The sequence below is a fragment of the Exiguobacterium sp. s131 genome (genome assembly GCF_018617345.1).
Taxonomy (GTDB): Bacteria; Bacillota; Bacilli; order Exiguobacteriales; family Exiguobacteriaceae; genus Exiguobacterium; species Exiguobacterium profundum.
On sequence record NZ_JACSJX010000001.1, the window covers coordinates 220,039 to 245,611 of the forward strand.

Below are 25,573 nucleotides of genomic sequence, written 5' to 3' on the forward strand. Positions count from 1 at the left end.
TGTATTAGAGATATGATCCAGCGCCTACATAGCGTGGTGCCCAGTATCCAGAAGTGAAGCTCGCGTATTTAACGCCGCCTGTTTCTGAGTTGATCATTTGTGTTTTGCTAAGTGCCATTCCGACGTGTTGAATCGTTCCGCCTGAATGTGAGAAGAAGACGAGATCGCCTGCTTGGATCGATGACTTCGAGATTTTCTTCGCGCTTGAGTATTGCTGACGTGAAGAACGTGGAAGTGTTTTTCCGATTGCTTTCTTGTACACGTGTCCAGTATATCCTGAGCAGTCAAAACCTGAAGTTGTTGTTCCACCATAGCGATACGGTGTTCCGAGATATTTCTTCGATTCAGCGACGAGTTTCGAACGTTTGCTAGAAGATGACGTTGAAACCGTTGTTGATGTCGACGTGTTCGCTTTCAAGTATGTGTACGTTGAAGAAGCTGAGATGTAACGGTGTGTGCCTTTGTAGTTGATTTTATAGAACGAACCGGATTTACCAAGGTATGTATAGCGTTGACCTTTATCCATTTTCGCGACGACTTTCGATGATGTAAGTGACGGGGCAGTACGGATGTTCAAACCGTTTACTTTCGAGTAAGCAAATGTACCGGTAGCGGCTTCTGCTTGTTCACCTGTTGAGAACATAAGACCCGAGAAAGCGACAGTGGCAGCGACGACGATTGATGCGATACGCTTTAACATTGTATAAATCCCTCCGTTTTTAAAATCAAGACATTCGTATATGACAAATCGAGTAATTTTTAATGGTAGAGCACAAGTTGCGGCATATACCCGGTTTCCTGTGCAAATAAACTATATCATGCGCAAGACCGATAGCATTTTTCAATCGCAAGTCAAAAAAGTGTTTTCTTGTAACAAAAATGAAACAATATGTGGATATAGCACTTATTTTGTTACAAAACGATCTTTTACTGTGTAAGGATTTGTACAAGAGGGAAACGATTGAACAAAAGGTGATTTTTGCACGGTGACGGCACGGGCAAAATGTGGTTAGATGATGGCAGAACAAATGAATCAAGTTGAATGCTTCTTGTAATGAAATGTAGAAAGATAGGTGACTTGAATGAGTCAACAGACAGAACCGACAAAGAACTATACACTTCGTGAGCTTGAAACGAAGACGTTGAAAGAATTATATGAAATTGCCAAAGAAGTCAAAGTACCGAACTTTCGAGAAGCACGGAAGCGTGAGCTCATGTTTCGTATTTTGAAATCACAGGCTGAATCAAAAGATTTATACTTCCTCGAAGGTATTTTAGAGATCATCCCACCGAATCCTCAGTCTCAAAATGATGGCGGATTTGGATTCCTCCGACCAATCAACTATTCTCAATCTTCCGAAGACATCTATATCGCTGCATCGCAAATTCGTCGCTTTAATCTTCGAAACGGGGACCTTGTCACAGGAAAGGTCCGTAAACCGAAAGAGAATGAACGGTTCCAAGGTTTGTTGAGTGTTGAAGCGGTCAACGGAGAGTCGACGGACTCGACGCGTTCGCGTGATTATTTCCCGGCATTGACACCGATTTATCCAGAACAACAGATGGTGCTCGAGACAGAGCCGACCCATCTTTCGGTTCGTGTCATGGATATGATCGCACCAGTCGGGTTTGGCCAACGCGGGTTGATTGTGGCACCACCAAAAGCGGGGAAAACGTCGCTTTTAAAAGAAATTGCCAACTCGATCACGACGAATCATCCGAACGTCGAATTAATCATTCTTCTAATCGATGAACGACCGGAGGAAGTGACGGATATTCAACGTTCTGTACCGGACGCAGACGTGGCGTTCTCGACTTTTGACGAGACACCGGAAAACCATGCGCGTATTTCAGAACTCGTTCTCGAACGCGCGATGCGTCTCGTGGAACATAAGAAAGACGTGGTCATCCTACTCGATTCCATCACACGCTTGACGCGTGCGTACAACCTGTCTGTTCCACCAAGCGGACGGACACTCTCGGGGGGGATTGACCCGGCGGCGTTCCACAAACCGAAAAAGTTCTTCGGAGCGGCACGGAATATCGAGGATGGAGGTAGCTTGACTATCCTCGCGACAGCGCTCGTCGATACCGGATCGCGAATGGACGACGTCATCTATGAAGAGTTCAAAGGAACAGGGAACATGGAACTGCATCTGGACCGGAAATTGGCAGAGCGCCGGATCTTCCCTGCAATCGACATTCGTCGCTCGGGAACACGGAAAGAAGAGTTGTTACTAGGGAAGGACGAACTCGATTCGCTCTGGACGATTCGTCGTACAATGAACGAGTCTCCAGACTTCGTCGAACAGTTCTTACGCCGTGTCCGTGAGACGAAAACAAACCTCGACTTTTTTGCTGCGCTAGAGGCAGATAAGAAAAAAAGACGACCGGTGAAAAAAACGAAAACAGACTTGTAAAACCTATAGTAGGGTGATATTATATTCTAGTGAACTTTCTCTAGGTTGAAAGAATACTTAGGGCCGAAGGAGTTGAAAAGCAATGAAACAAGGAATCCACCCAGAATACCGTAAAGTCGTATTCATGGACTCGACGACAGAATTCAAATTCATCACTGGTTCAACTCGTTACTCTAACGAGACAATCACGATGGAAGATGGAAACGAGTACCCACTCATCCGTGTCGATGTATCTTCTGATTCGCACCCGTTCTACACAGGTCGCCAGAAATTCGCATCTGCAGATGGTCGTATCGAGCGCTTCAACAAGAAATACCAACGTTAATCGTAAAGTTGTATGCTCACCGCCTAGGGATTGCCCTTGGCGGTTTTTTGTTGCATCGACACGGGTAAAGAGACGAAAGTATGTCGTGAGGGGGCCGTTATGGAATTTATACTCATTAGTATTAGCTTGTTGATCGGGGTCGGCATCATGTCTCAATGGTTGGCATGGCGTTATCAAATCCCGGCAATCATCATTATGACGCTCGCTGGAGTATTGGCGGGTCCGATCCTCGGGCTGTTCGATCCGCGTGAATTATTAGGGGATTTATATAGTCCGATCATTTCGTTTGCGGTCGCCATCATCTTATTCGAAGGAAGTCTTGGGCTTCACTTTAGCGAAATCAATCAGTTCCGGAGATCGATCGTCCGGATTGTCACGATTGGAGTCGCGCTCTCATTTGTCGGGATGTCGCTACTCATTCAATATGTAGGAGGGTTACATTGGGTCGTCGCCTGGACGATGGGGGCGCTCTTCGTCGTGACGGGTCCGACTGTCGTCATTCCGTTGTTGCGTCAGGCACACTTGAAAGATCGAGTCGGAGCGATTTTAAAATGGGAAGGCATCATTGTCGACCCTGTTGGAGCATTACTCGGGCTCTTCGTCGTTCGACTTGGATACATCGTATATGAAGGTATGGATTTATGGATGCAACTCCTCTTTGCAGGTGCCTGTATTGTAGGGATTGGACTCGGTTACTTGTTCGGCCATCTCTTGATGGGATGGTTTGTGGCAGAAAAAGTACCTCGCTACCTCCGTGCCTCGGTTACGTTGACGGCTGTCCTCATCTTATTCTCACTCAGTGAGCTTATGATGCATGAAGTCGGGCTGCTCGCCGTGACGGCGATGGGGATGACGATGGCCAATACGAAACATCGGGATGAAGAAATCATCGAAGAACTGCAATCATTCAAAGAGGATATTTCAATCTTGCTCATCTCGTCTGTCTTCATCTTGTTGACGGCTTCCCTGTCTCGGGCAGAGCTGTTGAATATTTTCCAATGGCCGCTTCTCTTGACGATTGCGGGCATCCTGTTCTTGGTTCGCCCAGTTGCGATTTACTTGTCGACCATCGGTGGAGGTTTGCCGCTAGCGGAACGAGGGTTCATTGGTTGGATTGCCCCACGCGGGATTGTCGCGATGACGGTCGCGGGATTCTTTGCTGAAGAAGTCGCGCATCTTGGGATTGACGATGCGAAGCAAATGTTGCCGCTCACACTCGGTCTCGTCTTCATTTCCGTTACACTGCACGGTCTCACGATTCGACCGCTCGCGCGAAAATTGAAATTAATCGATGAACAAAAAGAGGCGAACGCTGATGAATAAAGGACGGAGTTCTTTCAATCAGTATTTAGGAGAAGTCAACCCTTTTCCTCAACTCGAAAGATAGGTATAATCGGGAAGCGATTATCGATGGAGAGGGCGAAGAACAATGATGCATGTGACGAACCGATATGGTTGGATTGAAGTGATTTGTGGGAGTATGTTTTCGGGGAAGTCGGAGGAATTGATTCGCCGAGTCCGCCGTGCTCATTATGGAAAGATTCCGGTCCAAGTATTCAAACCAGCAATCGACGACCGGTATCATGAAGAGAACGTCGTCTCACACACAGGGAACTCGGTCGTGGCCGTGCCAATCGCATCAAGCCAAGACTTGTATGATGCCGTTCGTGAAGAAACACAGGTTATCGCGATTGACGAGGTGCAATTCTTTGATGAAGGAATTGTAGACGTCATCGAACAACTTGCGAACGAAGACAAACGCGTCATCTGCGCTGGGCTCGATATGGACTTTCGAGGCGAACCGTTCACGATGATGCCTGAACTGTTGTCACGCGCGGAGTTCGTGACGAAACTACAGGCCATCTGTTTGTCATGCGGCGCGCCTGCTTCGCGGACACAACGTCTGATCGACGGGCAACCGGCTCGGTATGAGGACCCGGTCATCTTGGTCGGGGCTTCCGAGTCTTACGAACCACGATGCCGACATTGTCATGATGTACCGAACAAACCACATCCGGTCCGCCATACGGTGGTAGACTGATGAATCGACGGACCGCCCTCGGCGGTCCGTTTTTTTGCTATAATAGATAGAGTTTGATTTGACGGAGAAAGGACGGATCATCATGTTTGACCGTTTAAGTGTATTAGAAGATCGTTACATGCAATTGAATGAAATGCTCGCCGATCCTGAGGTGCTCAGTGACTCGACGAAGTTGAGACAATATTCGAAAGAGCAGGCACAACTAGAAGAGACGGTACAGATGTATCGTCAGTATAAAGAAACAAGTACAGCTTTCAAGGAAGCGAAGACGATGCTTGAAGACCGGACGCTCGACGCCGACATGCGTGAATTGGCAAAAGAAGAGATGAACCTCCTCGAGCCAGAAGTCAAAGAGCTAGAAGCGAAACTGCGGATTTTATTGCTTCCAAAAGACCCGAACGATGACAAGAACGTTATCGTCGAAGTCCGAGGAGCAGCAGGCGGAGACGAAGCGGCACTCTTTGCAGGAGATTTATATAAGATGTATACGCGATTCGCTGAACGTCAAAATTGGAAAGTGGAACTCATTGACGCGAACTATACCGAACTCGGTGGATTTAAAGAAGTCACGTTCATGATCAACGGGGCAGGTGCCTATTCAAAGCTCAAGTTTGAGAACGGAGCCCATCGTGTGCAGCGAGTCCCGTCGACGGAATCGGGCGGACGAATTCATACGTCCACAGCAACGGTTGCCGTTCTTCCGGAAGCAGAGGATGTCGAAGTGCATATCGATATGAAAGATGTACGAGTTGATACGTTCACTTCATCTGGCCCAGGGGGACAATCGGTCAACACGACGCAATCAGCTGTCCGTTTGACACACATTCCTTCAGGGCTCGTCGTATCATGTCAAGATGAGAAGTCGCAGCATAAAAACAAGGATAAGGCGATGAAGGTCCTTCGAGCACGCCTGTATGACAAAATGCAAAGCGAACATATGGAAGAGTTGTCTGCGCAACGAAAATCGGCTGTCGGAACAGGTGACCGTTCCGAGCGGATCCGCACATACAACTTCCCACAAAGTCGTGTCACAGATCATCGGATCGGCTTGACCCTTCAAAAGTTGGACCGTGTCCTAGCAGGTGAACTCGAAGACATTATCGACGCACTCATCATGGACGAACAGGCGCGTCTCATGGAGGAAGCGGAATGATGCGGATTGCCGCGCTACTTAAGCAGACGGAAGAACGACTAGTTGAAGCTGGGCGCGACCGTGCGGCTGCCGAATGGTGGCTCATGCATGTGTTGCAAGTCGATCGCACCGGTCTCCTCGTTCGTTTGTCGGATGAATTGTCTTCAGATGAAGCGACACGGTTCGAGACGGGAATCGAGCGTTTATTGATCGGAGAACCGGTACAGCACGTGATTGGACATGCTCCGTTTTACGGGCGCTCGTTTGAAGTGAACCGGGATGTGTTGATTCCGAGACCAGAAACGGAAGAGTTGATCGACTGGGTACTTGGGCAACTTCGTCACATCAAGGATGATGAGATTGTCGATGTCGGGACAGGAAGCGGGGCCATTGCGATTACCTTGAGCCTCGAGCTCGGCGTACGTGTACAGACGGTCGATATTTCGCGTGAGGCGATTGAAGTCGCTAAACGAAATGCAGCCACACTTAGCGCAACTGTACGGTTTTATGAAGGAGACGGGCTCGCACCGATTGCGGACCACTCGATTCGCGTTCTCGTCTCAAATCCGCCTTACATCGAGGCCGATGAGCTGTTAGATGAGACGGTCGTCGGCTACGAACCGCACCTTGCGCTCTTCGGAGGGAAGGATGGGCTCGACATGTATCGGCAATTAATATTGGAATCGGTGCGCGTCTTACGTGCCGATTGGCATTTGATTGCGTTTGAAATCGGGTATAACCAAGGACAAGATGTGAAATCATTACTGTCTGAACGTTATCCTGAAGCAGAAACGGGTATTTTAAAAGATATAAACGGCAAGGACCGTATCGTCTATGCCGTAAGGGAAGGGATTGCGTATGGAAACGAAATGGATTAATTCGAATGAGATTGAAGAGGGGGTACGTGTTCTTCAAGCGGGTGAAATCATCGCCATGCCGACAGAAACCGTCTATGGTCTTGCGGGAGATGCCATGAACGATGTGGCAATTCGAAAGATTTTTGAGGCAAAAGGTCGTCCGTCGGATAACCCGCTCATCGTCCATATCGCTTCAATCGACCAAACGAGTTTGTTTGTCGATTCGATTCCTCCTGTTGCCAAACGCTTAATGGATGCGTTTTGGCCAGGCGCTTTGACGATCATCTTGCCTTCAAACGGACGAGCCTCTTCGCTCGTGACCGCGGGCCTCGATTCCATCGGACTCCGGATGCCGAATCATCCGGCAGCACTCGAGTTGATTCGCAAGTCAGGGTTAGGGCTTGCGGCTCCGAGTGCGAATCGTTCCGGACGACCTTCGCCGACAACTGCTCAACATGTCGCGGATGATTTGAACGGACGAATCGCAGGAATCGTGGATGGGGGTCCTACCGGAATCGGAGTCGAGTCAACCGTTGTGGATTGTACGGGGGACACGGTAACGATTTTACGACCAGGTGGTGTGACGCGAGAAGAAATGGAAGCTGTCATTGGACCGGTCGCCTTAGATGCCAATTTGAGTAACGATGAAGCCACACCACGATCGCCGGGAATGAAGTACACGCACTATGCCCCAACGGCACCTGTTTTTTTAGTCGATGGCACACGCAAAGATTTAGAACGTGTCATCGAGGAGCGGAAGCAAGCGGGGGTGCGAATCGGTGCACTCGTCTTCGACGAGAACCCGACACCGGCTGAGGTCACGTATTCACTTGGGACCTCGATGGAAGTGGCGGCGCAACGTTTATACGACGCGCTTCGTCGATTTGATGAAACAGACGTGGATGAGATTTATGTGAACACGATTGAACCGGTCGGAGTCGCACTTGCCGTCTATAACCGTCTATACAAAGCAGCGGGCGGAAAGATCGTGCACCCGACGAAAGATGCCTAAAGACATAGAGGAGGACACGCGATGTCAATGAAACGCGTATTATTCATATGTAGTGGCAACACGTGCCGAAGCCCGATGGCGATGGCCTTGCTCCGTTCGAAGATGACCGGGGATGAGTTTGATATTCGCTCAGCTGGTCTACGGACGATGCAAGGATTCGATGCTTCAGAAAACGCACTGCAAGTTCTCAGAGAACGTGGGATTGAGCTCGATCATGTCACCCAGACGTTCGATGAAGTGTTAGGGAATTGGGCGGATATCATCTTGACGATGACACGCGCACACCGTGAACAAATTCGGGATACATACCCGGATTTGTCTGAGCGGACGTACACGCTCTATGAATTCGTGACGGGACTCGAACGGGACATCAACGATCCGTTCGGCGGTTCGATGAATGTGTATCGCCAGGTGCGAAACGAGCTCGAACCACTCGTGAATCGACTTGTGTTAAAATTAACGAATGATGGGTCAAAGGTGACGAAACCACCGAGACGCCTACCAAAGAAGACGGGGGAATGAACGAATGAAAATTGCAATTGGCGCTGATCATGGCGGCTTCAACTTGAAGAAAGAAATCGTAGCCTTGCTTGAGGAACTCGGACATGAGTATAAAGATTTCGGGACGCACTCAGCGGACTCGATTGACTACCCGGATGTGGCCATCCCGGTCGCAGAAGCGGTAGCGGCAGGTGAATTCGATCGTGGGATTTTGATTTGCGGTACGGGAATCGGAATCGGGATTGCGGCGAACAAAGTCAAAGGGATTCGTGCGGCACTCGTCCATGATTCATTCAGTGCAAAAGCGACACGTCAGCATAACGATTCGAACATCATGACGATGGGCGAGCGTGTCATCGGACCTGGTCTTGCACTCGACTTGGTGACGACGTGGCTCGATACGGACTTTGAAGGTGGTCGCCATTCAAACCGTGTCGACAAGATGAGTTCTTACGAATCGAAGTGAGTCAAATGAAGACGGAACTTCTCGGATTGTTGACGGAGCTTCACGAACGGTTCCCTTTGAATGATGAGCGCATTCTCGTCATCGGATGCTCGACGAGTGAAGTGCTCGGAAAAACGATTGGGAAGGCAGGTTCCGTTGATGTCGCAAGCGAATTGATGGAAGCGTTCCTTGAATTTAGAAAGAAGACAGGTGTCCATTTGGCGTTTCAAGGGTGTGAGCATATCAATCGTGCCCTCACCGTTGAGCGCCGGACACTCAAACAGTTCGGTCTCACAGAAGTGACGGTCGTCCCGATCCGGTCCGCGGGCGGAGCGATGTCAGAGAAGGCTTATGCCAACTTTGATGAACCATGTGTCGTCGAATCGATTCAAGCAGATGCCGGGATTGATATCGGCTCGACATTGATTGGGATGCATTTGAAACCGGTCGCGATACCGGTTCGGTTATCATCGAAGCATCTCGGAGAGGCGTACGTCACGTTCGCAGTCACGAGACCGAAACTGATTGGTGGGCCACGGGCTCAGTATCCAAATAAATGAAGAAAGCATCGCATTTAGGTTTTTCGACCGAATGCGATGCTTTTTTGTTCAAATTATAAATCTTCTCCAAAAAGATAGGAGATGACCATCGGGAAACGCTCACGCCAGGCGAGCTCGTTGTGAACTCCTTCTTCAATCACTTCGAATCGGATGTGTTCGACCTTGTCTTTTAACAAGTTGTACACGCGTTCGCTCGACTCACGATACATCTCGTTCGTCGGTCCATTTTCGATCGGTTCCTCGACTTCTTTTGCGCCGACGTCCAAGTAAAGACGCTCGACGCCCTTCAAATCGCTCGCTTCAATCAATTGTTCCAGCTCGGTTTGGTTGAACCAAAATGCAGAGGACAGGGAAGCGACACGCTTGAAGACGTCTGGATATACACATGCTGCATATATCGAGATGAGCCCACCCATCGAACTTCCCATCATCGCTGTTTCTTCCGGAATCGTCCGATAGTCAGCATCGATTTGAGGTTTCAATTCCTGCGCGATGTATTCGATATACGCCGAACCCTGCCCGCCGAGCACGATGTCACTTCCGAGCAAACTTTCACCGATATAAGGGTTTTCCCACGGTCCATACTCATCGAGTCGTTGTTCGCCTGGTGCACTATCGAGGGCGACGACAATCAAGTCACGCTTCGAGGCGTCTAAATATTCACCGACGCGCCAGCTCATGTTGTAGCTCGCATCCTCGTCAGCAAAACAGTTTTGTCCGTCGTGCATGTAGAGGACCGGATATCGTTTTTCGGACGTCTCATAGTCGGCAGGTGTGTAGATTCGGACCGTTCGTGTCCGTTCGAACGGTGTGATCGTCAGTTCTTTTGTCTCAATCATAAGTGGCCTCCTCACAGTTACATTCTTATTAATGATACCCAACTTTTCATCAGATTATTGCGATACCCAAAAAAACAAGCATGTGGTACGATGGGGGTGTTGATTTTTAGACATTTAGAGGGGGTCTTCACATGGTAAACACGACGAAGTTGAAAGTGCAGGATGCGGAATTATTTGAGGCAATGCAACACGAGCTCGGTCGACAGCGCGACAACATCGAACTCATCGCTTCAGAAAACTTTGTTTCAGAAGCGGTCATGGAAGCGCAAGGAGGCGTATTGACGAACAAATATGCCGAAGGATATCCGGGACGCCGCTATTACGGTGGCTGTGAGTTTGTCGACGTTGCTGAGAACTTGGCGCGTGACCGTGCGAAAGAATTGTTCGGTGCAGAACATGCGAACGTACAACCACACTCGGGTGCACAAGCGAACATGGCGGTCTACTTCACGGTGCTTGAAGCAGGAGATACGGTTCTCGGAATGAACTTGTCTCATGGTGGTCACTTGACGCACGGTAGCCCGGTCAACTTCTCAGGTGTGCAATATAACTTCGTCGAATATGGTGTAGACAAAGAGACAGAACACATCGATTACGACGTCGTCGCTGCACTTGCGAAGGAACATAAGCCGAAATTGATTGTTGCGGGAGCATCGGCATATCCACGTACAATCGACTTCGCGAAGTTCCGTGAGATCGCGGACAGTGTCGATGCTTATCTTATGGTCGATATGGCGCACATCGCCGGACTCGTGGCAGCAGGTCTGCATCCGAACCCGGTCGAACATGCGCATTTCGTCACGACGACGACGCACAAGACGCTCCGTGGACCACGTGGAGGGATGATTCTTTGTAAAGAAGAGTTCGCCAAAGCAATCGATAAGTCGATTTTCCCAGGGATTCAAGGAGGACCGCTCATGCACGTCATCGCGGCAAAAGCGGTCGCGTTCGGTGAGGCACTCCAACCGGAATTCAAAGATTACCAACGTCAAGTCATTGCGAATGCACAAGCACTTGCGGCAGGCCTTGAAGAAGAGGGACTTCGAATCGTATCGGGCGGAACGGACAATCACCTATTGCTTGTCGATCTTCGAGGAATCGACATCACAGGTAAAGCAGCTGAGCATGCATTGGATGCAGCGGGAATCACGGTCAATAAAAACACGATTCCATTCGACCCGGCATCACCGTTTGTCACAAGCGGAATCCGTCTTGGAACGGCTGCGATGACGACTCGTGGCTTCAAAGAAGCGGATATGAAAGAAGTGGCACATCTCATCGGGCGTGTGCTGAAACAACATGAAGACGAGGCGGTAATCGCGGAAGCACTTCAAGACGTGCAATCGTTAACGGCGAAGTTCCCGCTTTACCCTGAACGAGGCTGAGTCAATGGATATTCGGACACTAGCAGAACGAGAGCTATCCGAACTTCCATTGTTCGATATGACAGAATGGTTGGCTCGTAAAGGGGAATACGATCCTTCTTTCCGTCTTGTCGCCAGTGAGTTCGGTGTCATCACGACGCTCCTCGACCATGGCTATTATGAAGAAGCGAGCGAACGAATCGTGCCGCTCCTCGGGATGAAAGTGCCTGCTGCTTTCCATCGACTAGGTCTTGCGCTAGAAGTGAAGGCGAACGGAAGAAAAGCGGCCAAGCGCCGCTTTCGTTCGTTCTCGTCGGCTGTCATCCAACATTCGGATTTAGCCGAGTGGCGACAGGCGTTCAAGCTCGATAAGAAATGGCTCGGACTTCCGTTAGTGGTCGGTCTTGCGGCTGGAGCGCTCATATTTTGGCCAGATGCCGAACCGCCCGTCGTCACGCCGGACGAGCCGGACGAAGTCGTTGTCGAGACCGTAACGGAAGAAGAAGCACTCGCCGAACGCCTTGAAGAGCTCGAGGCAGAAGTCGCCCGACTCGAAGAAGAGAATGAGAAACTTCAAGATTCGGACGAACAGAAGCCAAAGGAATCAACCGAAGAGGCACCGGACATATCAACGGATGTTGTACCGCTGGCTGAGGTAGAATCACTCGTTCAAGATAAACAGTATGAAAAAGCCGACCGCCTATTAGGTGGAAAAGCGAAAGTCGGACAAGAACAAGCAGTTGGGTTTTATCGACTTCTTGTCGACAATAAGTTAGGACAAGCAGACATTGCGGACTATGCGGCTTATCTCGAGTCGTATCCAGAATCCGGTTATAAGGCGGATGTCCTTTGGATGAAAGGGATTGCCGAGAAAAAAGCGAATGACCCGGCTTATCGTGAAACATTGACGACCGTTTCAGAGATGGAAGGGACGTATTGGGCACCGATTGCGAAGTCCGTGCTCGAAGAGTAAGGTGCTACATGAGTAGCGCCTTTTCTCATGAAATTCTAATGAAGTACACCACGATTTCTCGTTTTCCTGTCGTATGATTTGAGGTAGGAGGGATGCGTGTATGAAACGTGTAATGAAAACCATTGGAACAACTTTATTGGCGATCGGACTTATGGGAATCGGGCTTGCCGGATTTTTGTTCTTCACTTCACCTGGACAATCCAGCCTGTCGCAACTATCGCTAGCGGCGCTAGAAGTCGAACAGCAGATGGAACAAGTCGATACGAAGTGGGATGAATGGGAAGATGATTTAGAAAGACGAATCGAGCAAGCCGTTCCAGAAGGCGTTCGTCTGTTTTTTGCGGATTGAATTCGGGAAATGAATAACAGTACGTCGAGCCAACCGCTCGGCGTTTTTTCAAAGGAGTGAGCAGGATGCAGACGATTCTCGTCATAGAAGATGATTCGAAGATTGCGCGATTACTGGAGTTGGAATTGAAGCATGCGGGATATGCGGTCATGGTGGCGACAGACGGTCGTACCGGTTTGGAACGAGCTCTCGCTGACGATGTCGACCTCGTGTTGCTTGACGTGATGTTACCTCAAATGAGTGGACTCGAGGTGGTCCGTCGTCTGAAAGAAGAGCGACCTTTGTTACCGGTTCTGATGGTGACGGCCCGTGGCGATCGATACGACAAAGTGAGTGGTCTTGATCTTGGCGCAGATGATTACATCACAAAACCATTTGAAATAGAAGAGGTGCTCGCACGAATTCGGGCATTTTTACGAATGCGCCAGCTTGTTCGTCAGGACCATTCCGAACAGGTGTTGACGTACGACACATTGACTGTCGACGTGAATCGTCATGAAGTATATTGTGACGGAAAGAAAGTAGATTTGACTCGACGTGAGTTTGACTTGTTGGTTTTCTTTTTAGAGAATCCGGAGCGTGTTTTGACGCGTGACCAACTCGTCGAACACGTGTGGGGATTCGACTACTATGGGGATACGAATGTCGTGGACGTGTATGTCCGATACGTAAGGAAAAAACTGACCGGCTCTTGGATTCAAACGGTTCGTGGTGTCGGCTATATGTTGAAGCGTGGTGAGTGACCGATGCTACGAACAAAAATTGCGTGGGCGATGACAGGGTTTATGCTGTTGCTTCTTCTCGTCTCCTTTGGCGTAACCTGGTTCGTCGCCAGACAGGAAATTGTCGATTCGCGTTTTGACGTGTTACTGCAGGCGTTGAATCTCTTGGAAGAAGATGTCCGGAATAGCGATGCGGTATTGTCGCTTCATGAGGACAGTGTTGTGTTAGAACGTCAAGAAAACGGCGAATGGGGAATCATCGGAGGAGAAGTGCCAGACGGAACGACGTTTCCCATCAATTACGGGGAACCGGCCCTCATCGATGATTGGTTTGTGGTCGCGACGACGGATGGACTAGCGTTCGGCTTTCAGGATCGAGATGTGAGCAATACGATTCAAGCGCTCGCAACCATTTTTCTCGTCATGTTCTTCTTTGCTGTTCTCTTGACGTTCCTAGGGGCGTGGTGGATTTTACGTCAAGGTCTGTCACCGTTACGCCGATTGACAGAGACGATGGAACGGATCACGGAGTCCGGTAAGTTAGAGACAATCGAAGTGGCTGACCGAAAAGATGAAGTGACGACTCTTTCGGACGGATTTAATCATATGATTGAGCGAGTCGAAGGGACGATGGAGCAACAACGTCGTTTCGTCGCCGATGTTTCACATGAACTCAAGACACCGTTGACCGTCATCGAGGGCTATGCGAAGTTATTACAACGATGGGGACAAGAAGATGAGAGTGTACGTGCCGAAGCGATTGACCATATTTTAACGGAGTCGCGTCAAATGCGAAATGATTTGATTGAACCTATGCTCGAATTGAATCGATTTGCTGCACTCGAACAGGTAGAGCGAGAAGAAATCGATTTAGCTGAACTTGGGGAATCAATAGGAGAACGTTTTTTGCGGTCGCACAGCGTCCATTTACCTATTGAAGCTACAGGGAGCTGGTTTGGTCATCGTGAGTCGTTACAGCGGATTCTTGTCATCCTATTAGACAATAGTTTGAAGTATGCGGAAGAGACGAGCCTTCATTTGAAGAGTGATCGAATTGAGGTACGCGATCGAGGACCGATTCTTTCGGATGATGTGAGGAATCGGCTGTTCGATCGATTCTACCGATTAGATGAAGCGCGCGATCGCAGTGGGAGCGGTCTTGGTCTCGCGATTGCGAAAGAAGTAGCGGACTTGAATGAGTGGACGATAGGAAGTAGATCGAATCATCCGGATGGCAGTATATTTTTCCTGACTCGATGATGAATATTTCGCATTTTCTCATCAACTTCTAATGAAGCCTTAAATATGCTCTCACGGAAGAGGCTTATGATGAAAATAAGAAGAACACATCATGAGGAGGAAACAAACATGAAACGCATCGGTTGGATTATCGGCGCATTATTAGCTGTCATGGCAATTGTTGGAATTGGATTTTACGTAAACGGGAATCAGACGGATACGGTCATTGTTCCACAAGCAATCAATCAAGCGAGTGACGATCGATCAACGAACAACCCAGATGACACTGCTACATCGGATGGCTCAAGTAGCGCATCAGATGTTTCGTCAGCAGCGCGAGTGGGAGATGGAGACGACTATAAACTATACGGGACGCTCGTGAAGTTATCGAAAGAAGATGTCACCATCAGCTTCAATGGAAAAGAGTCGACATACCCTATAGCGGCGACACATGAAATCGATGACGATACACCGCAAGTGGGTGACCGGGTAAAACTCGAATTGAACCGAGATGATGAAGTGAAGGAAGTGGACCGTGAGAGTGGTGATGATGCGTATATTTACGGCACGCTCGTCAAACTCACAAATCAAGAAGTCACGATTAAAATCGATGGGAAAGACAACGTATATCCACTTGCCGCACGCTCTGAAATCGATGATGACACTCCGCGTGTCGGCGACCCTGTCAAACTTGAGCTAAATCAAGATGGGGCGGTCATTGAAGTCGATCGTGAATCAGAGGACGACCAGAATGAACAAGATGATTCTTCGCAGGACGACTCATCTCAAGATGACTAATGAAGTGATAAAAAGGACTAATCTCTTGATGGATTAGTTCTTTTTTTGTTGCTAGACGTTGAAGTATAAAATGAGTTGGACCGCTTTCGTCAAGTCATCGGAAACGTAATAATTCTGAAATCATCACAAAAATTGGTTCTATGTTATGATGTACAAGAAAAATTTAGGTGGTTTCCACCTAATTGGGAATGAGGAGGAACATCAATGCGCACGTATTGGAGAATCTTGCTCAGTTGTATCTTGTTGAGTGGATGTGGTGCCGAGACGTTGAACGCGATTGAGTTACGTCCTTTGTCTTCCTATCGAGTCGAGCAAGACCCTGAGATACCGTTAATGAAACAAACACAAGAGAAGCTACTTACATACTGTGAGCGTCGTCCGACAGATGTCTTACCAGAGCGACGAGCAAAGGTGGCGGAAGTGACATTTCATCATCCGCTCTATGAAGTACTCGGCTCCAAAACGGTAAAATATTTTGCGGCGGGGGATGAACGTTATATCACCTGTGCGAACAGCAATGAGTTGATGGAGCGAACGTTTGCCGTGGAGCCGATTCAAGCGTTTGAAGCACTCGAACCAGATCGTTTTCAAGAGTCGAAAGTGGTCTCGACAATCGAGTTTGAGCGCATCGATGACCTTGAATCGATTACAAGTACGTTCACCTTGAACGAGACGCATGAAGAAGTGATGCCCGATTCGGCTTTCCGTTATACGACACCGGATACAGGAGCGATCTATGTGACATTCGAGACGATTCGAAACGGGCGTACACTTGACCCGATCATTGAACCAAAACTATTCCCGTTTCAAAGCGGAGAGAATGAAGGGTATGTTTTCTTGACGAGACGGGCCGATGATCGTCTCACCCTACAAATCGGAGAGGCGTCCTCGCTCAAACAACTCGTCCTACCGAATATATATGAGGCTCCTTATATGAAAGCCGATCCGAAAGAAGAGATTTCACTAAAGGGAAATCATCGCGAACTCATGAAACGCATCATCTTATCGGACCGAACGATTGAAGGGGATGTGGCTGAAGAGACGTCGTTATCGTTATCGAAAACATATGGAACGGTCCTTGAAATTTGGGGACATGTCCGCCGTCCTGTGACAAACAAGATGTCCACGCGCCCCGCCGAAGGGGAAACGCGCTTGGCGGTTTTTGAATCGGATCAAGATACAATCTGGCTAGACGGACCAAAAACGCAAGAGTTGTTTGACGCCTTGTCTCATATTCAGCCGCATGAAAAAACGTCTACAGCTGTCAAAATCGGAGACTTGCATCTGTATGAAGAATTGACTGAGCAATCCTTTGACGTATGGAAAACGGAAACAGAACTCTATTTAGTCGATCAACACACATCTCAATCGTATGAACTTCCGGGCAATGAATATTTCCAGGTCATTCAACCATAAGTGGCGTCTGACCTTTGATAAAATAGAAGTTGGCTCTACCCATCTCAACAGAGTTAGGGTACAATGCTCGAGAGAGAATGAGAGAGGAGTGAAGCAAGATGGGAAAAGTACATGTTTATGACCATCCTTTGATTCAGCACAAAATGACGATTATGCGTAAAGTAGAGACGGGGACGAAGCAGTTCCGTGAACTCGTCGACGAAGTTTCTTCACTTATGGCATACGAAATCACGCGCAGCCTACCCCTAACAGACGTAGAAATCGAGACACCGGTCTCTGTTTCCACTCAAAAGATGATTGCCGGCAAGAAATTGGGAATCGTCCCTATTTTACGTGCAGGACTTGGTATGGTGGATGGGTTCCTCAAAATGATGCCGAACGTAAAAGTCGGTCATATCGGTCTTTACCGCGATCCGGAAACACTTGAACCACACGAATACTACTTGAAACTTCCGACAGACGTCACAGAACGCGACTTTATCGTTGTTGACCCGATGCTCGCGACAGGTGGTTCGGCTGTTGATGCGATTGCATCACTCAAGAAACACGGAGCGAAGTCAATCAAGTTGGCATGCCTCTGCGCAGCACCAGAAGGCGTAGAGCGTGTACAAGCAGAACATCCGGATGTAGAGATCTATCTTGCTGCACTCGATGAAAAATTAAATGACCACGGTTATATCGTTCCTGGACTTGGGGATGCGGGTGACCGTTTGTTTGGTACGAAGTAATGACTTGAAAGCGAGAATCGCCTATGCGATTTTCGCTTTTTTTACGATTGACACTGAATAATATTTATCATTTACGGATGTCACAAAATAGACACAAAACTAGAGCGAGAAGAATGGCGAACTGGGATGGAATTTATCTATTCTTTCTTATTTAAATAGAATCCCTCGATTTCGAATATAAAACCAGGATTGAGAAAGGGGTTTTGAACAGTATGAGATTCCTCACAAAAAAATGGGCGAAATCGCTCGACATGGTAAAAACATCCTCGGTATACTGATACAGGACGTTGAAAACGATTTCAAAATGAAGTCAACAGACGTTTCGTAACTCTTTGTGAACGTAAGCGTTTACCGATTGAATTTTCCAAAACGTGGGGGTATAACTGAACTATTCTTCATCTGATTCCGTTTGTGAAATGTTATAAAGTCAACATTTTTATTTCAACGTTTCTTCACACTTTCTTAAAAAAGTGCTTTGATCGTTTAGTTTATGAAGTGCGTAAAACTATTGATACGACTTGATTTAAAGCGCTTTTATAATTGTGAAATTCATTGACTTCTTATGCCATTTCTATTACTCTGAACTTGTGTGACTTTTGATGGTCACGCGAGTGTGAATTCGTGAAGAACAAGGGAGCACGTGAGACTCGAAAGGGGGATTTGGATGGCGAAAAAAGACAATCGTTATCTATCCTATGCCTCGCTCGCTTCACAAATCTCGACAGCACTTGCTGGACCGATTGTCATCGGTTATCTCGTCGGACAGTACGGCGAAAGACGTGAATTTTGGGGCACGTTTGGTTGGAATGTGTCGATTATCCTTGGACTCGTGTTCGGGGTTACGGCGCTAGTTCTCACCCTTCGGAGTTTATTGACAGGAGAGGACGAATGAATACGATTCAAGCAGACAGAAAAGCACAAAAAGAGTTGATGAAGCGTTATACGAAATGGTTTACCATTTGGTTTGCAATTTTGTTAGTTGGCGCCTTCATCGTCCCGATGTACAAAGCCGTTTTTCTCGGATTGTTCATCGGCGGGGTCGGGAGTCTCATCATTCTACATATGCAGAATCGAAGTGTCATACGTATGTATGACGTCATCGAGCATGGACGACGACCAAAGTCGCACGGGACCGTTTCAAGAATGGCGGTTGGTGCGTTAGCAGTGATAGTCGGTCTTCTCTACGAGGATCGAGTGTCCGTCATCGCGGTGGTAACTGGTCTAATCGCCGGCCACATCATACAATTTGGCGAGTTTACACTTGCCCAGCTCAGCAGGAAAAGAGGTGAATATTAATGGGTCATGAGTTTCCCACATATTCTCTGCACTTTGGGGACTATACGTTATACGGGAGCTGGACGAACGTCATTACAGTGCTAGTTGCAGCGTTACTCGTCTTCGTATTCGCCATTTGGGGGACAAGACGTTTGGCAATGAAGCCGACTGGCAAACAAAACTTCATGGAATTCTTCGCGGAGTTCGTACGTGGAATCATCGCAAGTGCGATGGACTGGAAGACAGGAGGACGCTTTATTGGATTTGGGATGACGTTGATTTTGTTCATTCTCTTCTCAAACTTGATGGGTCTACCGTTTAACGTCATTTCCGGACACTATTTGTGGTTCAACTCACCTACAGCCGATCCTTACGTAACCTTGGCGTTGTCGACACTCGTCGTTGCAATGTCGCACTATTACGGGGTGAAACTGCACGGATTGAAACACTATTCGGCGGAATTCGTAAAACCAGTCTGGTTCTTGCTTCCGATCAAATTGATCGAGGAGTTTGCGAACACGTTGACGCTCGGTTTGCGTCTATACGGTAACATCTTTGCCGGTGAAATCATGATTACCATCATCTTGGGACTCGCGATTACAGCTGAAGGCGCACTCAACCCGCTCGGTGCAATCTTTGCGGTCTTCCCAATGATTCTATGGCAAGGTTTTTCAATCTTTATCGGGGTTATCCAATCCTACATTTTCCTGACGCTTGCAATGGTGTACATCGGGCACAAAGCTTCGGCCGAACATTGATTCGGACATCTCGCCAGAGCGTTACAAACAAATTATTTACTTAACTTTTAGGAGGAATATACACAATGGAACAACTTAATCTTCTCGCAACAGCACTTGTTATCGGACTTGGAGCACTCGCAGCTGGTATCGGTAACGGTTTGATCGTATACGGAACAGTACAAGGACAAGCACGTCAACCAGAACTCAAGAACGAACTTCGTCAAACAATGTTCATCGGTATCGGTTTGGTTGAGGCCCTCCCGATCATCGGTGTGGCTGTCGGTTTCCTTCTCCTCAACTCTTGATTCCGAGTTAACGAGAATAGCATGAGAGGGAGCACGTCTCCCTCACTTATTTAGTCAAGAGGAGGGTATGCATGGATACGATGATGATTGCAGCTGGTGCTGGCGGCGAAGGCCTCCGCATTCTGGATATGATCTTTACAATTTTCACATTCCTCGTACTCTTGGCCCTGTTGAAGAAATTTGCTTGGGGACCACTCCTTGGAATGATGAGACAGCGTGAAGAGTATGTAGCGAACGAAATTGAACTCGCTGAAAAGAGCCGCAAAGATGCGGAACATTATGTCGTTGAACAACGTGACGCACTCAGTGCAGCACGTACTGAGTCAAAAGAAATGCTCGATGCAAGCCGTCGACAAGCAGAAGCAGAACAAGCACGCTTGGTGGAGCAGGCGCGTTTGGAAGCCGAACAAATTAAAATCGAGGCAGAGAAAGCGATTGAGCGCGAGCGTGAGCTTGCGAAACAATCTCTTCAAACGGAAGTCGTCACACAGGCACTTTCGGCAGCACGCCACGTCCTTCAATCAGACCTTAAAGGCGATGAAGCGAAACAGCGTGCCCTCGTTACAGACTTCCTGTCTAAAGCGAAAGGTGCGAACTGATGAACGCATCACTAGCAAAACGCTATGCCAAAGCGCTCTTCGACTTAGCGCGGGAACAAGGCACGCTCGACCAAGTCGAAGCGGAAGTGCGTCTGCTCGATGAAGTGCTCCACGCGACTCCTGAACTCATGGATCTCTTAACGAATCCGGCAGTCAGTGACAGCGAGCTTGCACAGCTTTTAAAAGACAGCTTTGGTGATATGACGGCGATTGTCGTGAACACACTTCTCGTCATGGTCGAAAACGACCGTGCGGCAGAGGTTCGCGCATTGCCACGTTACGTCCGCGAATTGATCAACGACTACCGTGGGATTGCAGAGGGTATTGTCACAAGCGCCTACCCGTTGTCGGCAACAGACTTGAAAGACGTCGAACTCGTCTTCGGACAGAAGCTCGGGAAGACGCTCCAATTGAAGAACGTCGTCGATGAAGAAGTCATCGGTGGACTCCGTGTCCAAGTCGGATACACGACGTACGATGATACGATCGAAACGAAACTTACACGCCTTGAGCGTGAATTGTTGAATGCGTAAGAAATAGGGGTGAATTCAATGACAATCAAAGCTGAAGAAATCAGCGCCCTGCTAAAAGAACGAATCGCTTCGTACGGTTCTGAAATCGAGGTCAGCGAGACAGGTACAGTCATTCAAGTAGGTGACGGTATCGCTCGTGCACACGGACTCGATAACGTTATGGCGGGGGAACTCGTAGAGTTCTCTAACGGCGTAATGGGCTTGGCGCAAAACTTAGAAGAAGGTAACGTCGGGATTATCATCCTTGGCGATTACAAAGGTATCAAAGAAGGCGACTCTGTCAAACGTACAGGTCGCATCATGGAAGTTCCAGTTGGCGAGGCACTCCTCGGACGTGTCGTCAACCCACTCGGACAACCAATCGATGGTCTTGGACCAATCGTAACTGACACGTATAACCCGATCGAGCGCAAAGCTTACGGCGTTATGGCACGTAAATCGGTTCACGAACCACTTCAAACAGGAATTAAGGCGATTGACGCCCTCGTTCCAATCGGTCGTGGTCAGCGTGAGCTCATCATCGGTGACCGTCAGACAGGTAAAACATCTGTTGCCATCGATACGATTATCAACCAAAAAGAAGAGAACATGATTTGTATCTACGTTGCCATCGGTCAGAAAGAATCGACTGTACGTGGCGTAGTAGAGACGCTTCGTCAAAACGGCGCACTCGATTACACAATCGTTGTTTCGGCATCGGCATCACAGCCGGCACCACTTCTTTACCTCGCACCATTCGCTGGGGTATCGATGGGTGAGTACTTCATGGACCGCGGACAACACGTCCTCGTCGTTTATGATGACCTTTCGAAACAAGCGGCAGCTTACCGTGAGCTCTCGCTCCTTCTCCGTCGTCCTCCAGGCCGCGAAGCCTATCCAGGAGATGTCTTCTACCTCCATTCACGCCTTCTTGAGCGTGCTGCGAAGTTGAACGACGAACTCGGCGGTGGTTCATTGACAGCACTTCCGTTCATCGAGACACAAGCATCGGATATCTCAGCATATATCCCGACAAACGTTATCTCGATCACAGACGGTCAAATCTTCCTTCAGTCGGACCTCTTCTTCTCTGGGGTACGTCCAGCGATCAACGCCGGCCTCTCGGTATCGCGTGTTGGTGGTTCGGCACAGGTGAAAGCGATGAAGAAAGTTGCAGGTACACTTCGTCTTGACCTCGCGTCATACCGTGAGCTCGAAGCGTTCGCTCAGTTCGGGTCAGATCTCGACAAAGCGACACAATCGAAGTTGAACCGTGGTCAGCGTACGGTTGAAGTCTTGAAACAAGACTTGAACGCTCCGCTTTCTGTAGACAAGCAAGTTATCATCATCTACGCACTCACGAAAGGTCATCTCGATGACATCCCAGTCACAGACATTCGTCGTTTCGAAACAGAAATGAACGCATGGCTTGACCAAAACCGTAAAGACCTCTGCCGTGAAATCCGTCAGACAGGAAACCTTCCTTCAGACGAGGCAATGGTCGACGCAATTACGGAATTCAAAAAGACGTTCTCGCCATCGGTTTAATCCGGTGACGAGCGTCTATTAAGGTGGTGAATCGAAATGGCATCATTACGTGAGATCCAGATGCGGATCACCTCGACCCAAAGCACGAAGCAAATCACGAAAGCGATGAACATGGTGTCGGCATCGAAGTTGAACCGGGCCCAAGGGAACAACGCCAACTTCAAGCCGTACATGGACAAGTTGCAAGAAGTCATCTCGTCGATCGCCGGTGGTACATCAGGCGCGACACACCCGATGCTTCAAGTACGTCCCGTCAAACGGACTGGTTATATCGTCATCACGTCAGACCGCGGACTCGCAGGCGGATACAACGCCAGCATCTTGCGTGACGTGTACCGTGAACTCAAAGACAAGCACACATCAACAGATGAGTATCGTCTTTACGTAATCGGAAAAGTCGGTGTCCAGTTCTTCAAGTCACGCAACATTCCGGTGTATAGCGCGATGACAGGGCTAAACGACCAACCAACTTTCGTTGAAGTCGCAGAAATCGTCAAACAGACGGTAGGTGCCTTCAGTGAGGGCGAGATTGATGAATTGAAGCTTTGCTACAACTCGTTCATCTCGGTCATCAGCCAGGAAGTGAAGATTCAACAATTGCTCCCGCTCGGGGATATCGAACAGTCCGCATCCAATGTGATGTATGAATACGAACCAGAAGAAGAAACGATCTTAGCGGCGCTCCTCCCACGTTATGCGGAAGGACTCATCTACGGCGCATTGCTCGATGCGAAAGTGTCAGAGCACGCAGCCCGGATGACGGCGATGTCGAGTGCGACAGACAATGCGGATGAACTCATTCGCGGACTCAAGCTCAAATTCAACCGCGCGCGTCAAGCAGCGATCACACAAGAAATCACAGAGATTGTCGGAGGTGCGTCGGCGCTTGAATAAGCGCACGCCCTCTAGATTGTAGGAGGCTAACACGATGAACGAATACGGCATGAAAGGCCGCGTAGTCGCAGTCATGGGCCCAGTTATCGACGTAAAGTTCGACAACCACTTACCGAACATCTACAACGCTCTCAAAGTCACGCACGTGGCAGCGACAGCGGACGATGTTAGTGTCGACTTAACGCTCGAAGTAGCTGTTCACCTTGGTGACGACACGGTCCGTACGATTGCGATGGACTCAACTGACGGCGTTCGCCGCGGTATGGAAGTACTTGACTTAGGATCACCGATTTCGGTACCAGTTGGAGAAGCGACACTTGGACGTGTCTTCAACGTTCTCGGTAACCCGATTGATGATAAAGAAGTGGCAGCTGACGTGCTTCGTGCACCGATTCACCGTCAAGCGCCAACATTTGACGAATTGTCAACGAAAGTTGAAATCCTTGAAACAGGGATTAAAGTCGTCGACCTTCTCGCACCATACATCAAAGGTGGTAAAATCGGCCTCTTCGGTGGTGCCGGTGTAGGGAAAACCGTCCTCATCCAGGAACTCATCAACAACATCGCGCAAGAGCACAGCGGGATTTCTGTATTCGCAGGAGTCGGTGAGCGTACGCGTGAAGGGAATGACTTGTTCCACGAGATGACGGACTCAGGCGTTATCAAGCAAACAGCGATGGTCTTCGGTCAGATGAACGAACCACCTGGTGCACGTCTCCGTGTTGCCTTGACTGGTTTGACAATGGCAGAGTACTTCCGTGACGAGCAAGGACAAGACGTTCTTCTCTTCGTTGATAACATCTTCCGTTTCACACAAGCAGGTTCGGAAGTTTCAGCCCTTCTCGGACGTATGCCGTCGGCGGTAGGTTACCAGCCGACACTTGCGACTGAAATGGGTATGCTTCAAGAGCGAATCACATCGACTGCAAAAGGATCGGTAACTTCGATTCAAGCGGTTTATGTACCAGCCGATGACTACACGGACCCGGCTCCGGCAACAACGTTCGCCCACCTTGATGCAACAACAAACCTTGAGCGTCGTCTTTCGGAGATGGGGATTTACCCAGCCGTTGACCCGCTCGCATCGACTTCACGTGCCCTCTCTCCTGAAATCGTAGGGAAAGAGCACTATGAAGTTGCACGTAATGTTCAACAGACGCTTCAGCGTTACAAAGAACTTCAAGACATCATCGCTATCCTCGGGATGGACGAGTTGTCTGAAGACGACAAACTCACGGTTCACCGTGCACGTCGTATTCAGTTCTTCTTATCACAAAACTTCCACGTGGCTGAGCAGTTCACGGGCCAAAAAGGTTCGTACGTGCCAGTCAAAGAGACAGTACGCGGCTTCAAAGAGATCCTCGAAGGTAAACACGACGATCTTCCTGAAGATGCATTCCGTCTCGTTGGTCCAATCGAAGACGTCATCGAAAAAGCGAAGACGTTGGTCTAAGACCTACGCGGAAGGGGGAAACTAGACGATGAATACTGTTCACGTCAACGTCGTCACCCCGGATGGTGCAGCCTTTGAAGGAAACGCACGAATGGTCATCGCCAAATCGGTCACTGGTGAGCTTGGTATTTTGCCAAAGCACATCCCGATGGTGACGCCACTCGACGTCTCAGTCCTCAAGCTGCGCCACGAAGATGGTGGACGCACGCTGATCGCAATCAGCGGCGGTTTCATGGAAGTTCGTCCCGACACGGTGACGATCTTAGCTGAAACAGCCGAAATGGCGGATAAAATCGACTATGATCGCGCTTCTGCGGCGAAAGTTCGTGCCGAGCGTCGTCTTCAAGACACGAAGCTCTCGGAACTCGAATTCCGTCGTGCGGAACTTGCGCTCAAAAAAGCGATCAACCGCTTAAGCATTCGCGATATGAAAGAATAAGAATGACTCTCACACGAAAGTGTGGGAGTTTTTTTGTTGTTTCTTGGAAAAGATGGGTCTTTTGTCGTGCTTCTAAATGAAGGGACT

At 48.8% G+C, this 25,573-nt stretch carries 30 protein-coding genes; 28 read left to right on the forward strand and 2 right to left on the reverse strand.

The window, feature by feature from the left end; all coding sequences use genetic code 11:
• Positions 1-4 precede the first annotated feature (4 nt).
• The gene (locus tag KNO69_RS01245; protein WP_159562984.1) at positions 5-700 is read right to left on the reverse strand and encodes a C40 family peptidase; all 696 of its coding nucleotides are present in this window, start codon (positions 698-700) and stop codon (positions 5-7) included.
• Positions 701-1,082: 382 nt separating this feature from the next.
• On the opposite strand from KNO69_RS01245, the gene rho reads away from it, so the two are divergent.
• From rho to KNO69_RS01295, 10 genes are all read left to right on the forward strand, one after another.
• On the forward strand, positions 1,083-2,420 hold the full coding sequence (gene rho, locus KNO69_RS01250) for a transcription termination factor Rho (protein ID WP_012727388.1): 1,338 nt from the start codon (positions 1,083-1,085) through the stop codon (positions 2,418-2,420).
• Positions 2,421-2,502: 82 nt separating this feature from the next.
• Positions 2,503-2,745 (forward strand): type B 50S ribosomal protein L31, encoded by a 243-nt coding sequence (locus tag KNO69_RS01255; protein WP_012727387.1) that lies wholly within the window; start codon positions 2,503-2,505, stop codon positions 2,743-2,745.
• 99 nt (positions 2,746-2,844) lie between these two features.
• Positions 2,845-4,068, forward strand: coding sequence for a cation:proton antiporter (locus KNO69_RS01260; RefSeq protein ID WP_012727386.1), 1,224 nt, complete (start codon positions 2,845-2,847; stop codon positions 4,066-4,068).
• A 106-nt stretch (positions 4,069-4,174) separates the two neighbouring features.
• Positions 4,175-4,786 (forward strand): thymidine kinase, encoded by a 612-nt coding sequence (locus KNO69_RS01265; RefSeq protein ID WP_074035700.1) that lies wholly within the window; start codon positions 4,175-4,177, stop codon positions 4,784-4,786.
• 82 nt (positions 4,787-4,868) lie between these two features.
• Positions 4,869-5,939, forward strand: a complete 1,071-nt coding sequence (prfA, locus tag KNO69_RS01270; protein ID WP_074035701.1) for a peptide chain release factor 1 — start codon at positions 4,869-4,871, stop codon at positions 5,937-5,939.
• Positions 5,936-6,796, forward strand: a complete 861-nt coding sequence (prmC, locus tag KNO69_RS01275; RefSeq protein ID WP_483297351.1) for a peptide chain release factor N(5)-glutamine methyltransferase — start codon at positions 5,936-5,938, stop codon at positions 6,794-6,796. The genes prfA and prmC overlap by 4 nt, the downstream gene beginning before the upstream one ends.
• Complete coding sequence (locus tag KNO69_RS01280; protein ID WP_214815442.1) at positions 6,777-7,787, forward strand: L-threonylcarbamoyladenylate synthase; 1,011 nt, start codon at positions 6,777-6,779, stop codon at positions 7,785-7,787. The genes prmC and KNO69_RS01280 overlap by 20 nt, the downstream gene beginning before the upstream one ends.
• 21 nt (positions 7,788-7,808) lie before the next feature.
• Positions 7,809-8,309, forward strand: a complete 501-nt coding sequence (locus KNO69_RS01285; protein ID WP_012727381.1) for a low molecular weight protein arginine phosphatase — start codon at positions 7,809-7,811, stop codon at positions 8,307-8,309.
• 4 nt (positions 8,310-8,313) lie between these two features.
• A complete protein-coding gene (gene rpiB / locus KNO69_RS01290; protein WP_214815444.1) occupies positions 8,314-8,754 on the forward strand; it encodes a ribose 5-phosphate isomerase B in 441 nt (146 codons plus the stop codon).
• A complete protein-coding gene (locus tag KNO69_RS01295) occupies positions 8,751-9,293 on the forward strand; it encodes a TIGR01440 family protein (RefSeq protein WP_214815446.1) in 543 nt (180 codons plus the stop codon). The genes rpiB and KNO69_RS01295 overlap by 4 nt, the downstream gene beginning before the upstream one ends.
• A 53-nt stretch (positions 9,294-9,346) precedes the next feature.
• Here KNO69_RS01295 and KNO69_RS01300 read toward each other — a convergent pair whose 3' ends face one another.
• A complete protein-coding gene (locus KNO69_RS01300) occupies positions 9,347-10,132 on the reverse strand; it encodes an alpha/beta hydrolase (protein ID WP_074035709.1) in 786 nt (261 codons plus the stop codon).
• A gap of 131 nt (positions 10,133-10,263) precedes the next feature.
• On the opposite strand from KNO69_RS01300, the gene glyA reads away from it, so the two are divergent.
• The 18 genes from glyA (at position 10,264) to KNO69_RS01390 (ending at position 25,486) form a co-directional block, all read left to right on the forward strand.
• Complete coding sequence (glyA, locus tag KNO69_RS01305) at positions 10,264-11,517, forward strand: serine hydroxymethyltransferase (RefSeq protein ID WP_214783664.1); 1,254 nt, start codon at positions 10,264-10,266, stop codon at positions 11,515-11,517.
• A 4-nt stretch (positions 11,518-11,521) separates the two neighbouring features.
• The gene (locus KNO69_RS01310; protein ID WP_214815448.1) at positions 11,522-12,469 is read left to right on the forward strand and encodes a hypothetical protein; all 948 of its coding nucleotides are present in this window, start codon (positions 11,522-11,524) and stop codon (positions 12,467-12,469) included.
• Between the two features lie 100 nt (positions 12,470-12,569).
• Positions 12,570-12,818: a hypothetical protein gene (locus tag KNO69_RS01315; RefSeq protein ID WP_031422247.1), complete on the forward strand. Its 249-nt coding sequence runs from the start codon at positions 12,570-12,572 to the stop codon at positions 12,816-12,818.
• Between the two features lie 65 nt (positions 12,819-12,883).
• A complete protein-coding gene (locus KNO69_RS01320) occupies positions 12,884-13,561 on the forward strand; it encodes a response regulator transcription factor (protein ID WP_214815450.1) in 678 nt (225 codons plus the stop codon).
• 3 nt (positions 13,562-13,564) lie between these two features.
• On the forward strand, positions 13,565-14,800 hold the full coding sequence (locus tag KNO69_RS01325) for a sensor histidine kinase (protein ID WP_214815452.1): 1,236 nt from the start codon (positions 13,565-13,567) through the stop codon (positions 14,798-14,800).
• A gap of 108 nt (positions 14,801-14,908) precedes the next feature.
• Positions 14,909-15,577: a hypothetical protein gene (locus tag KNO69_RS01330; protein WP_214815454.1), complete on the forward strand. Its 669-nt coding sequence runs from the start codon at positions 14,909-14,911 to the stop codon at positions 15,575-15,577.
• A gap of 204 nt (positions 15,578-15,781) precedes the next feature.
• Entirely contained in the window at positions 15,782-16,993 is a 1,212-nt protein-coding gene (locus KNO69_RS01335; RefSeq protein ID WP_214815456.1) for a hypothetical protein, read from the forward strand.
• Positions 16,994-17,091: 98 nt separating this feature from the next.
• The gene (gene upp, locus KNO69_RS01340; RefSeq protein ID WP_012727364.1) at positions 17,092-17,721 is read left to right on the forward strand and encodes a uracil phosphoribosyltransferase; all 630 of its coding nucleotides are present in this window, start codon (positions 17,092-17,094) and stop codon (positions 17,719-17,721) included.
• 664 nt (positions 17,722-18,385) lie between these two features.
• Positions 18,386-18,613 (forward strand): hypothetical protein, encoded by a 228-nt coding sequence (locus tag KNO69_RS01345; RefSeq protein WP_012727363.1) that lies wholly within the window; start codon positions 18,386-18,388, stop codon positions 18,611-18,613.
• On the forward strand, positions 18,610-19,017 hold the full coding sequence (locus tag KNO69_RS01350; RefSeq protein ID WP_074035722.1) for an ATP synthase subunit I: 408 nt from the start codon (positions 18,610-18,612) through the stop codon (positions 19,015-19,017). Before KNO69_RS01345 ends, KNO69_RS01350 begins: the two co-directional genes overlap by 4 nt.
• On the forward strand, positions 19,017-19,754 hold the full coding sequence (gene atpB, locus KNO69_RS01355) for a F0F1 ATP synthase subunit A (protein WP_074035724.1): 738 nt from the start codon (positions 19,017-19,019) through the stop codon (positions 19,752-19,754). Before KNO69_RS01350 ends, atpB begins: the two co-directional genes overlap by 1 nt.
• A 65-nt stretch (positions 19,755-19,819) precedes the next feature.
• Positions 19,820-20,041: a F0F1 ATP synthase subunit C gene (atpE, locus tag KNO69_RS01360; RefSeq protein ID WP_012727360.1), complete on the forward strand. Its 222-nt coding sequence runs from the start codon at positions 19,820-19,822 to the stop codon at positions 20,039-20,041.
• Between the two features lie 71 nt (positions 20,042-20,112).
• A complete protein-coding gene (gene atpF / locus KNO69_RS01365; RefSeq protein WP_012727359.1) occupies positions 20,113-20,640 on the forward strand; it encodes a F0F1 ATP synthase subunit B in 528 nt (175 codons plus the stop codon).
• The gene (locus KNO69_RS01370; RefSeq protein ID WP_012727358.1) at positions 20,640-21,173 is read left to right on the forward strand and encodes a F0F1 ATP synthase subunit delta; all 534 of its coding nucleotides are present in this window, start codon (positions 20,640-20,642) and stop codon (positions 21,171-21,173) included. The genes atpF and KNO69_RS01370 overlap by 1 nt, the downstream gene beginning before the upstream one ends.
• An 18-nt stretch (positions 21,174-21,191) precedes the next feature.
• A complete protein-coding gene (gene atpA / locus KNO69_RS01375) occupies positions 21,192-22,700 on the forward strand; it encodes a F0F1 ATP synthase subunit alpha (RefSeq protein ID WP_012727357.1) in 1,509 nt (502 codons plus the stop codon).
• Positions 22,701-22,736: 36 nt separating this feature from the next.
• Positions 22,737-23,594 (forward strand): ATP synthase F1 subunit gamma, encoded by an 858-nt coding sequence (gene atpG, locus KNO69_RS01380; RefSeq protein WP_214815458.1) that lies wholly within the window; start codon positions 22,737-22,739, stop codon positions 23,592-23,594.
• Positions 23,595-23,628: 34 nt separating this feature from the next.
• A complete protein-coding gene (gene atpD, locus KNO69_RS01385) occupies positions 23,629-25,047 on the forward strand; it encodes a F0F1 ATP synthase subunit beta (RefSeq protein ID WP_012727355.1) in 1,419 nt (472 codons plus the stop codon).
• A gap of 28 nt (positions 25,048-25,075) precedes the next feature.
• Positions 25,076-25,486 carry a F0F1 ATP synthase subunit epsilon gene (locus KNO69_RS01390; protein WP_214815460.1) on the forward strand — a complete coding sequence of 137 codons (411 nt, stop codon included), beginning with the start codon at positions 25,076-25,078 and terminating at the stop codon, positions 25,484-25,486.
• The last annotated feature ends 87 nt before the right edge of the window (positions 25,487-25,573 follow it).

What these genes read in the sequence shown, in the direction of transcription:
- KNO69_RS01345 (WP_012727363.1), top strand. Translation starts at nt 18,386, where the DNA reads ATGGCGAAAAAAGACAATCGTTATCTATCCTATGCCTCGCTCGCTTCA.
- atpB (WP_074035724.1), top strand. Translation starts at nt 19,017, where the DNA reads ATGGGTCATGAGTTTCCCACATATTCTCTGCACTTTGGGGACTATACG.
- upp (WP_012727364.1), top strand. Translation starts at nt 17,092, where the DNA reads ATGGGAAAAGTACATGTTTATGACCATCCTTTGATTCAGCACAAAATG.
- atpE (WP_012727360.1), top strand. Translation starts at nt 19,820, where the DNA reads ATGGAACAACTTAATCTTCTCGCAACAGCACTTGTTATCGGACTTGGA.
- rpiB (WP_214815444.1), top strand. Translation starts at nt 8,314, where the DNA reads ATGAAAATTGCAATTGGCGCTGATCATGGCGGCTTCAACTTGAAGAAA.
- KNO69_RS01370 (WP_012727358.1), top strand. Translation starts at nt 20,640, where the DNA reads ATGAACGCATCACTAGCAAAACGCTATGCCAAAGCGCTCTTCGACTTA.
- KNO69_RS01315 (WP_031422247.1), top strand. Translation starts at nt 12,570, where the DNA reads ATGAAACGTGTAATGAAAACCATTGGAACAACTTTATTGGCGATCGGA.
- KNO69_RS01280 (WP_214815442.1), top strand. Translation starts at nt 6,777, where the DNA reads ATGGAAACGAAATGGATTAATTCGAATGAGATTGAAGAGGGGGTACGT.
- KNO69_RS01265 (WP_074035700.1), top strand. Translation starts at nt 4,175, where the DNA reads ATGATGCATGTGACGAACCGATATGGTTGGATTGAAGTGATTTGTGGG.
- glyA (WP_214783664.1), top strand. Translation starts at nt 10,264, where the DNA reads ATGGTAAACACGACGAAGTTGAAAGTGCAGGATGCGGAATTATTTGAG.
- KNO69_RS01335 (WP_214815456.1), top strand. Translation starts at nt 15,782, where the DNA reads ATGCGCACGTATTGGAGAATCTTGCTCAGTTGTATCTTGTTGAGTGGA.
- KNO69_RS01350 (WP_074035722.1), top strand. Translation starts at nt 18,610, where the DNA reads ATGAATACGATTCAAGCAGACAGAAAAGCACAAAAAGAGTTGATGAAG.
- atpF (WP_012727359.1), top strand. Translation starts at nt 20,113, where the DNA reads ATGGATACGATGATGATTGCAGCTGGTGCTGGCGGCGAAGGCCTCCGC.
- KNO69_RS01320 (WP_214815450.1), top strand. Translation starts at nt 12,884, where the DNA reads ATGCAGACGATTCTCGTCATAGAAGATGATTCGAAGATTGCGCGATTA.
- KNO69_RS01255 (WP_012727387.1), top strand. Translation starts at nt 2,503, where the DNA reads ATGAAACAAGGAATCCACCCAGAATACCGTAAAGTCGTATTCATGGAC.
- prfA (WP_074035701.1), top strand. Translation starts at nt 4,869, where the DNA reads ATGTTTGACCGTTTAAGTGTATTAGAAGATCGTTACATGCAATTGAAT.
- KNO69_RS01325 (WP_214815452.1), top strand. Translation starts at nt 13,565, where the DNA reads ATGCTACGAACAAAAATTGCGTGGGCGATGACAGGGTTTATGCTGTTG.
- rho (WP_012727388.1), top strand. Translation starts at nt 1,083, where the DNA reads ATGAGTCAACAGACAGAACCGACAAAGAACTATACACTTCGTGAGCTT.
- KNO69_RS01300 (WP_074035709.1), bottom strand. Translation starts at nt 10,132, where the DNA reads ATGATTGAGACAAAAGAACTGACGATCACACCGTTCGAACGGACACGA.
- KNO69_RS01310 (WP_214815448.1), top strand. Translation starts at nt 11,522, where the DNA reads ATGGATATTCGGACACTAGCAGAACGAGAGCTATCCGAACTTCCATTG.
- prmC (WP_483297351.1), top strand. Translation starts at nt 5,936, where the DNA reads ATGATGCGGATTGCCGCGCTACTTAAGCAGACGGAAGAACGACTAGTT.
- atpD (WP_012727355.1), top strand. Translation starts at nt 23,629, where the DNA reads ATGAACGAATACGGCATGAAAGGCCGCGTAGTCGCAGTCATGGGCCCA.
- KNO69_RS01245 (WP_159562984.1), bottom strand. Translation starts at nt 700, where the DNA reads ATGTTAAAGCGTATCGCATCAATCGTCGTCGCTGCCACTGTCGCTTTC.
- KNO69_RS01330 (WP_214815454.1), top strand. Translation starts at nt 14,909, where the DNA reads ATGAAACGCATCGGTTGGATTATCGGCGCATTATTAGCTGTCATGGCA.
- KNO69_RS01390 (WP_214815460.1), top strand. Translation starts at nt 25,076, where the DNA reads ATGAATACTGTTCACGTCAACGTCGTCACCCCGGATGGTGCAGCCTTT.
- KNO69_RS01260 (WP_012727386.1), top strand. Translation starts at nt 2,845, where the DNA reads ATGGAATTTATACTCATTAGTATTAGCTTGTTGATCGGGGTCGGCATC.
- atpA (WP_012727357.1), top strand. Translation starts at nt 21,192, where the DNA reads ATGACAATCAAAGCTGAAGAAATCAGCGCCCTGCTAAAAGAACGAATC.
- atpG (WP_214815458.1), top strand. Translation starts at nt 22,737, where the DNA reads ATGGCATCATTACGTGAGATCCAGATGCGGATCACCTCGACCCAAAGC.
- KNO69_RS01285 (WP_012727381.1), top strand. Translation starts at nt 7,809, where the DNA reads ATGTCAATGAAACGCGTATTATTCATATGTAGTGGCAACACGTGCCGA.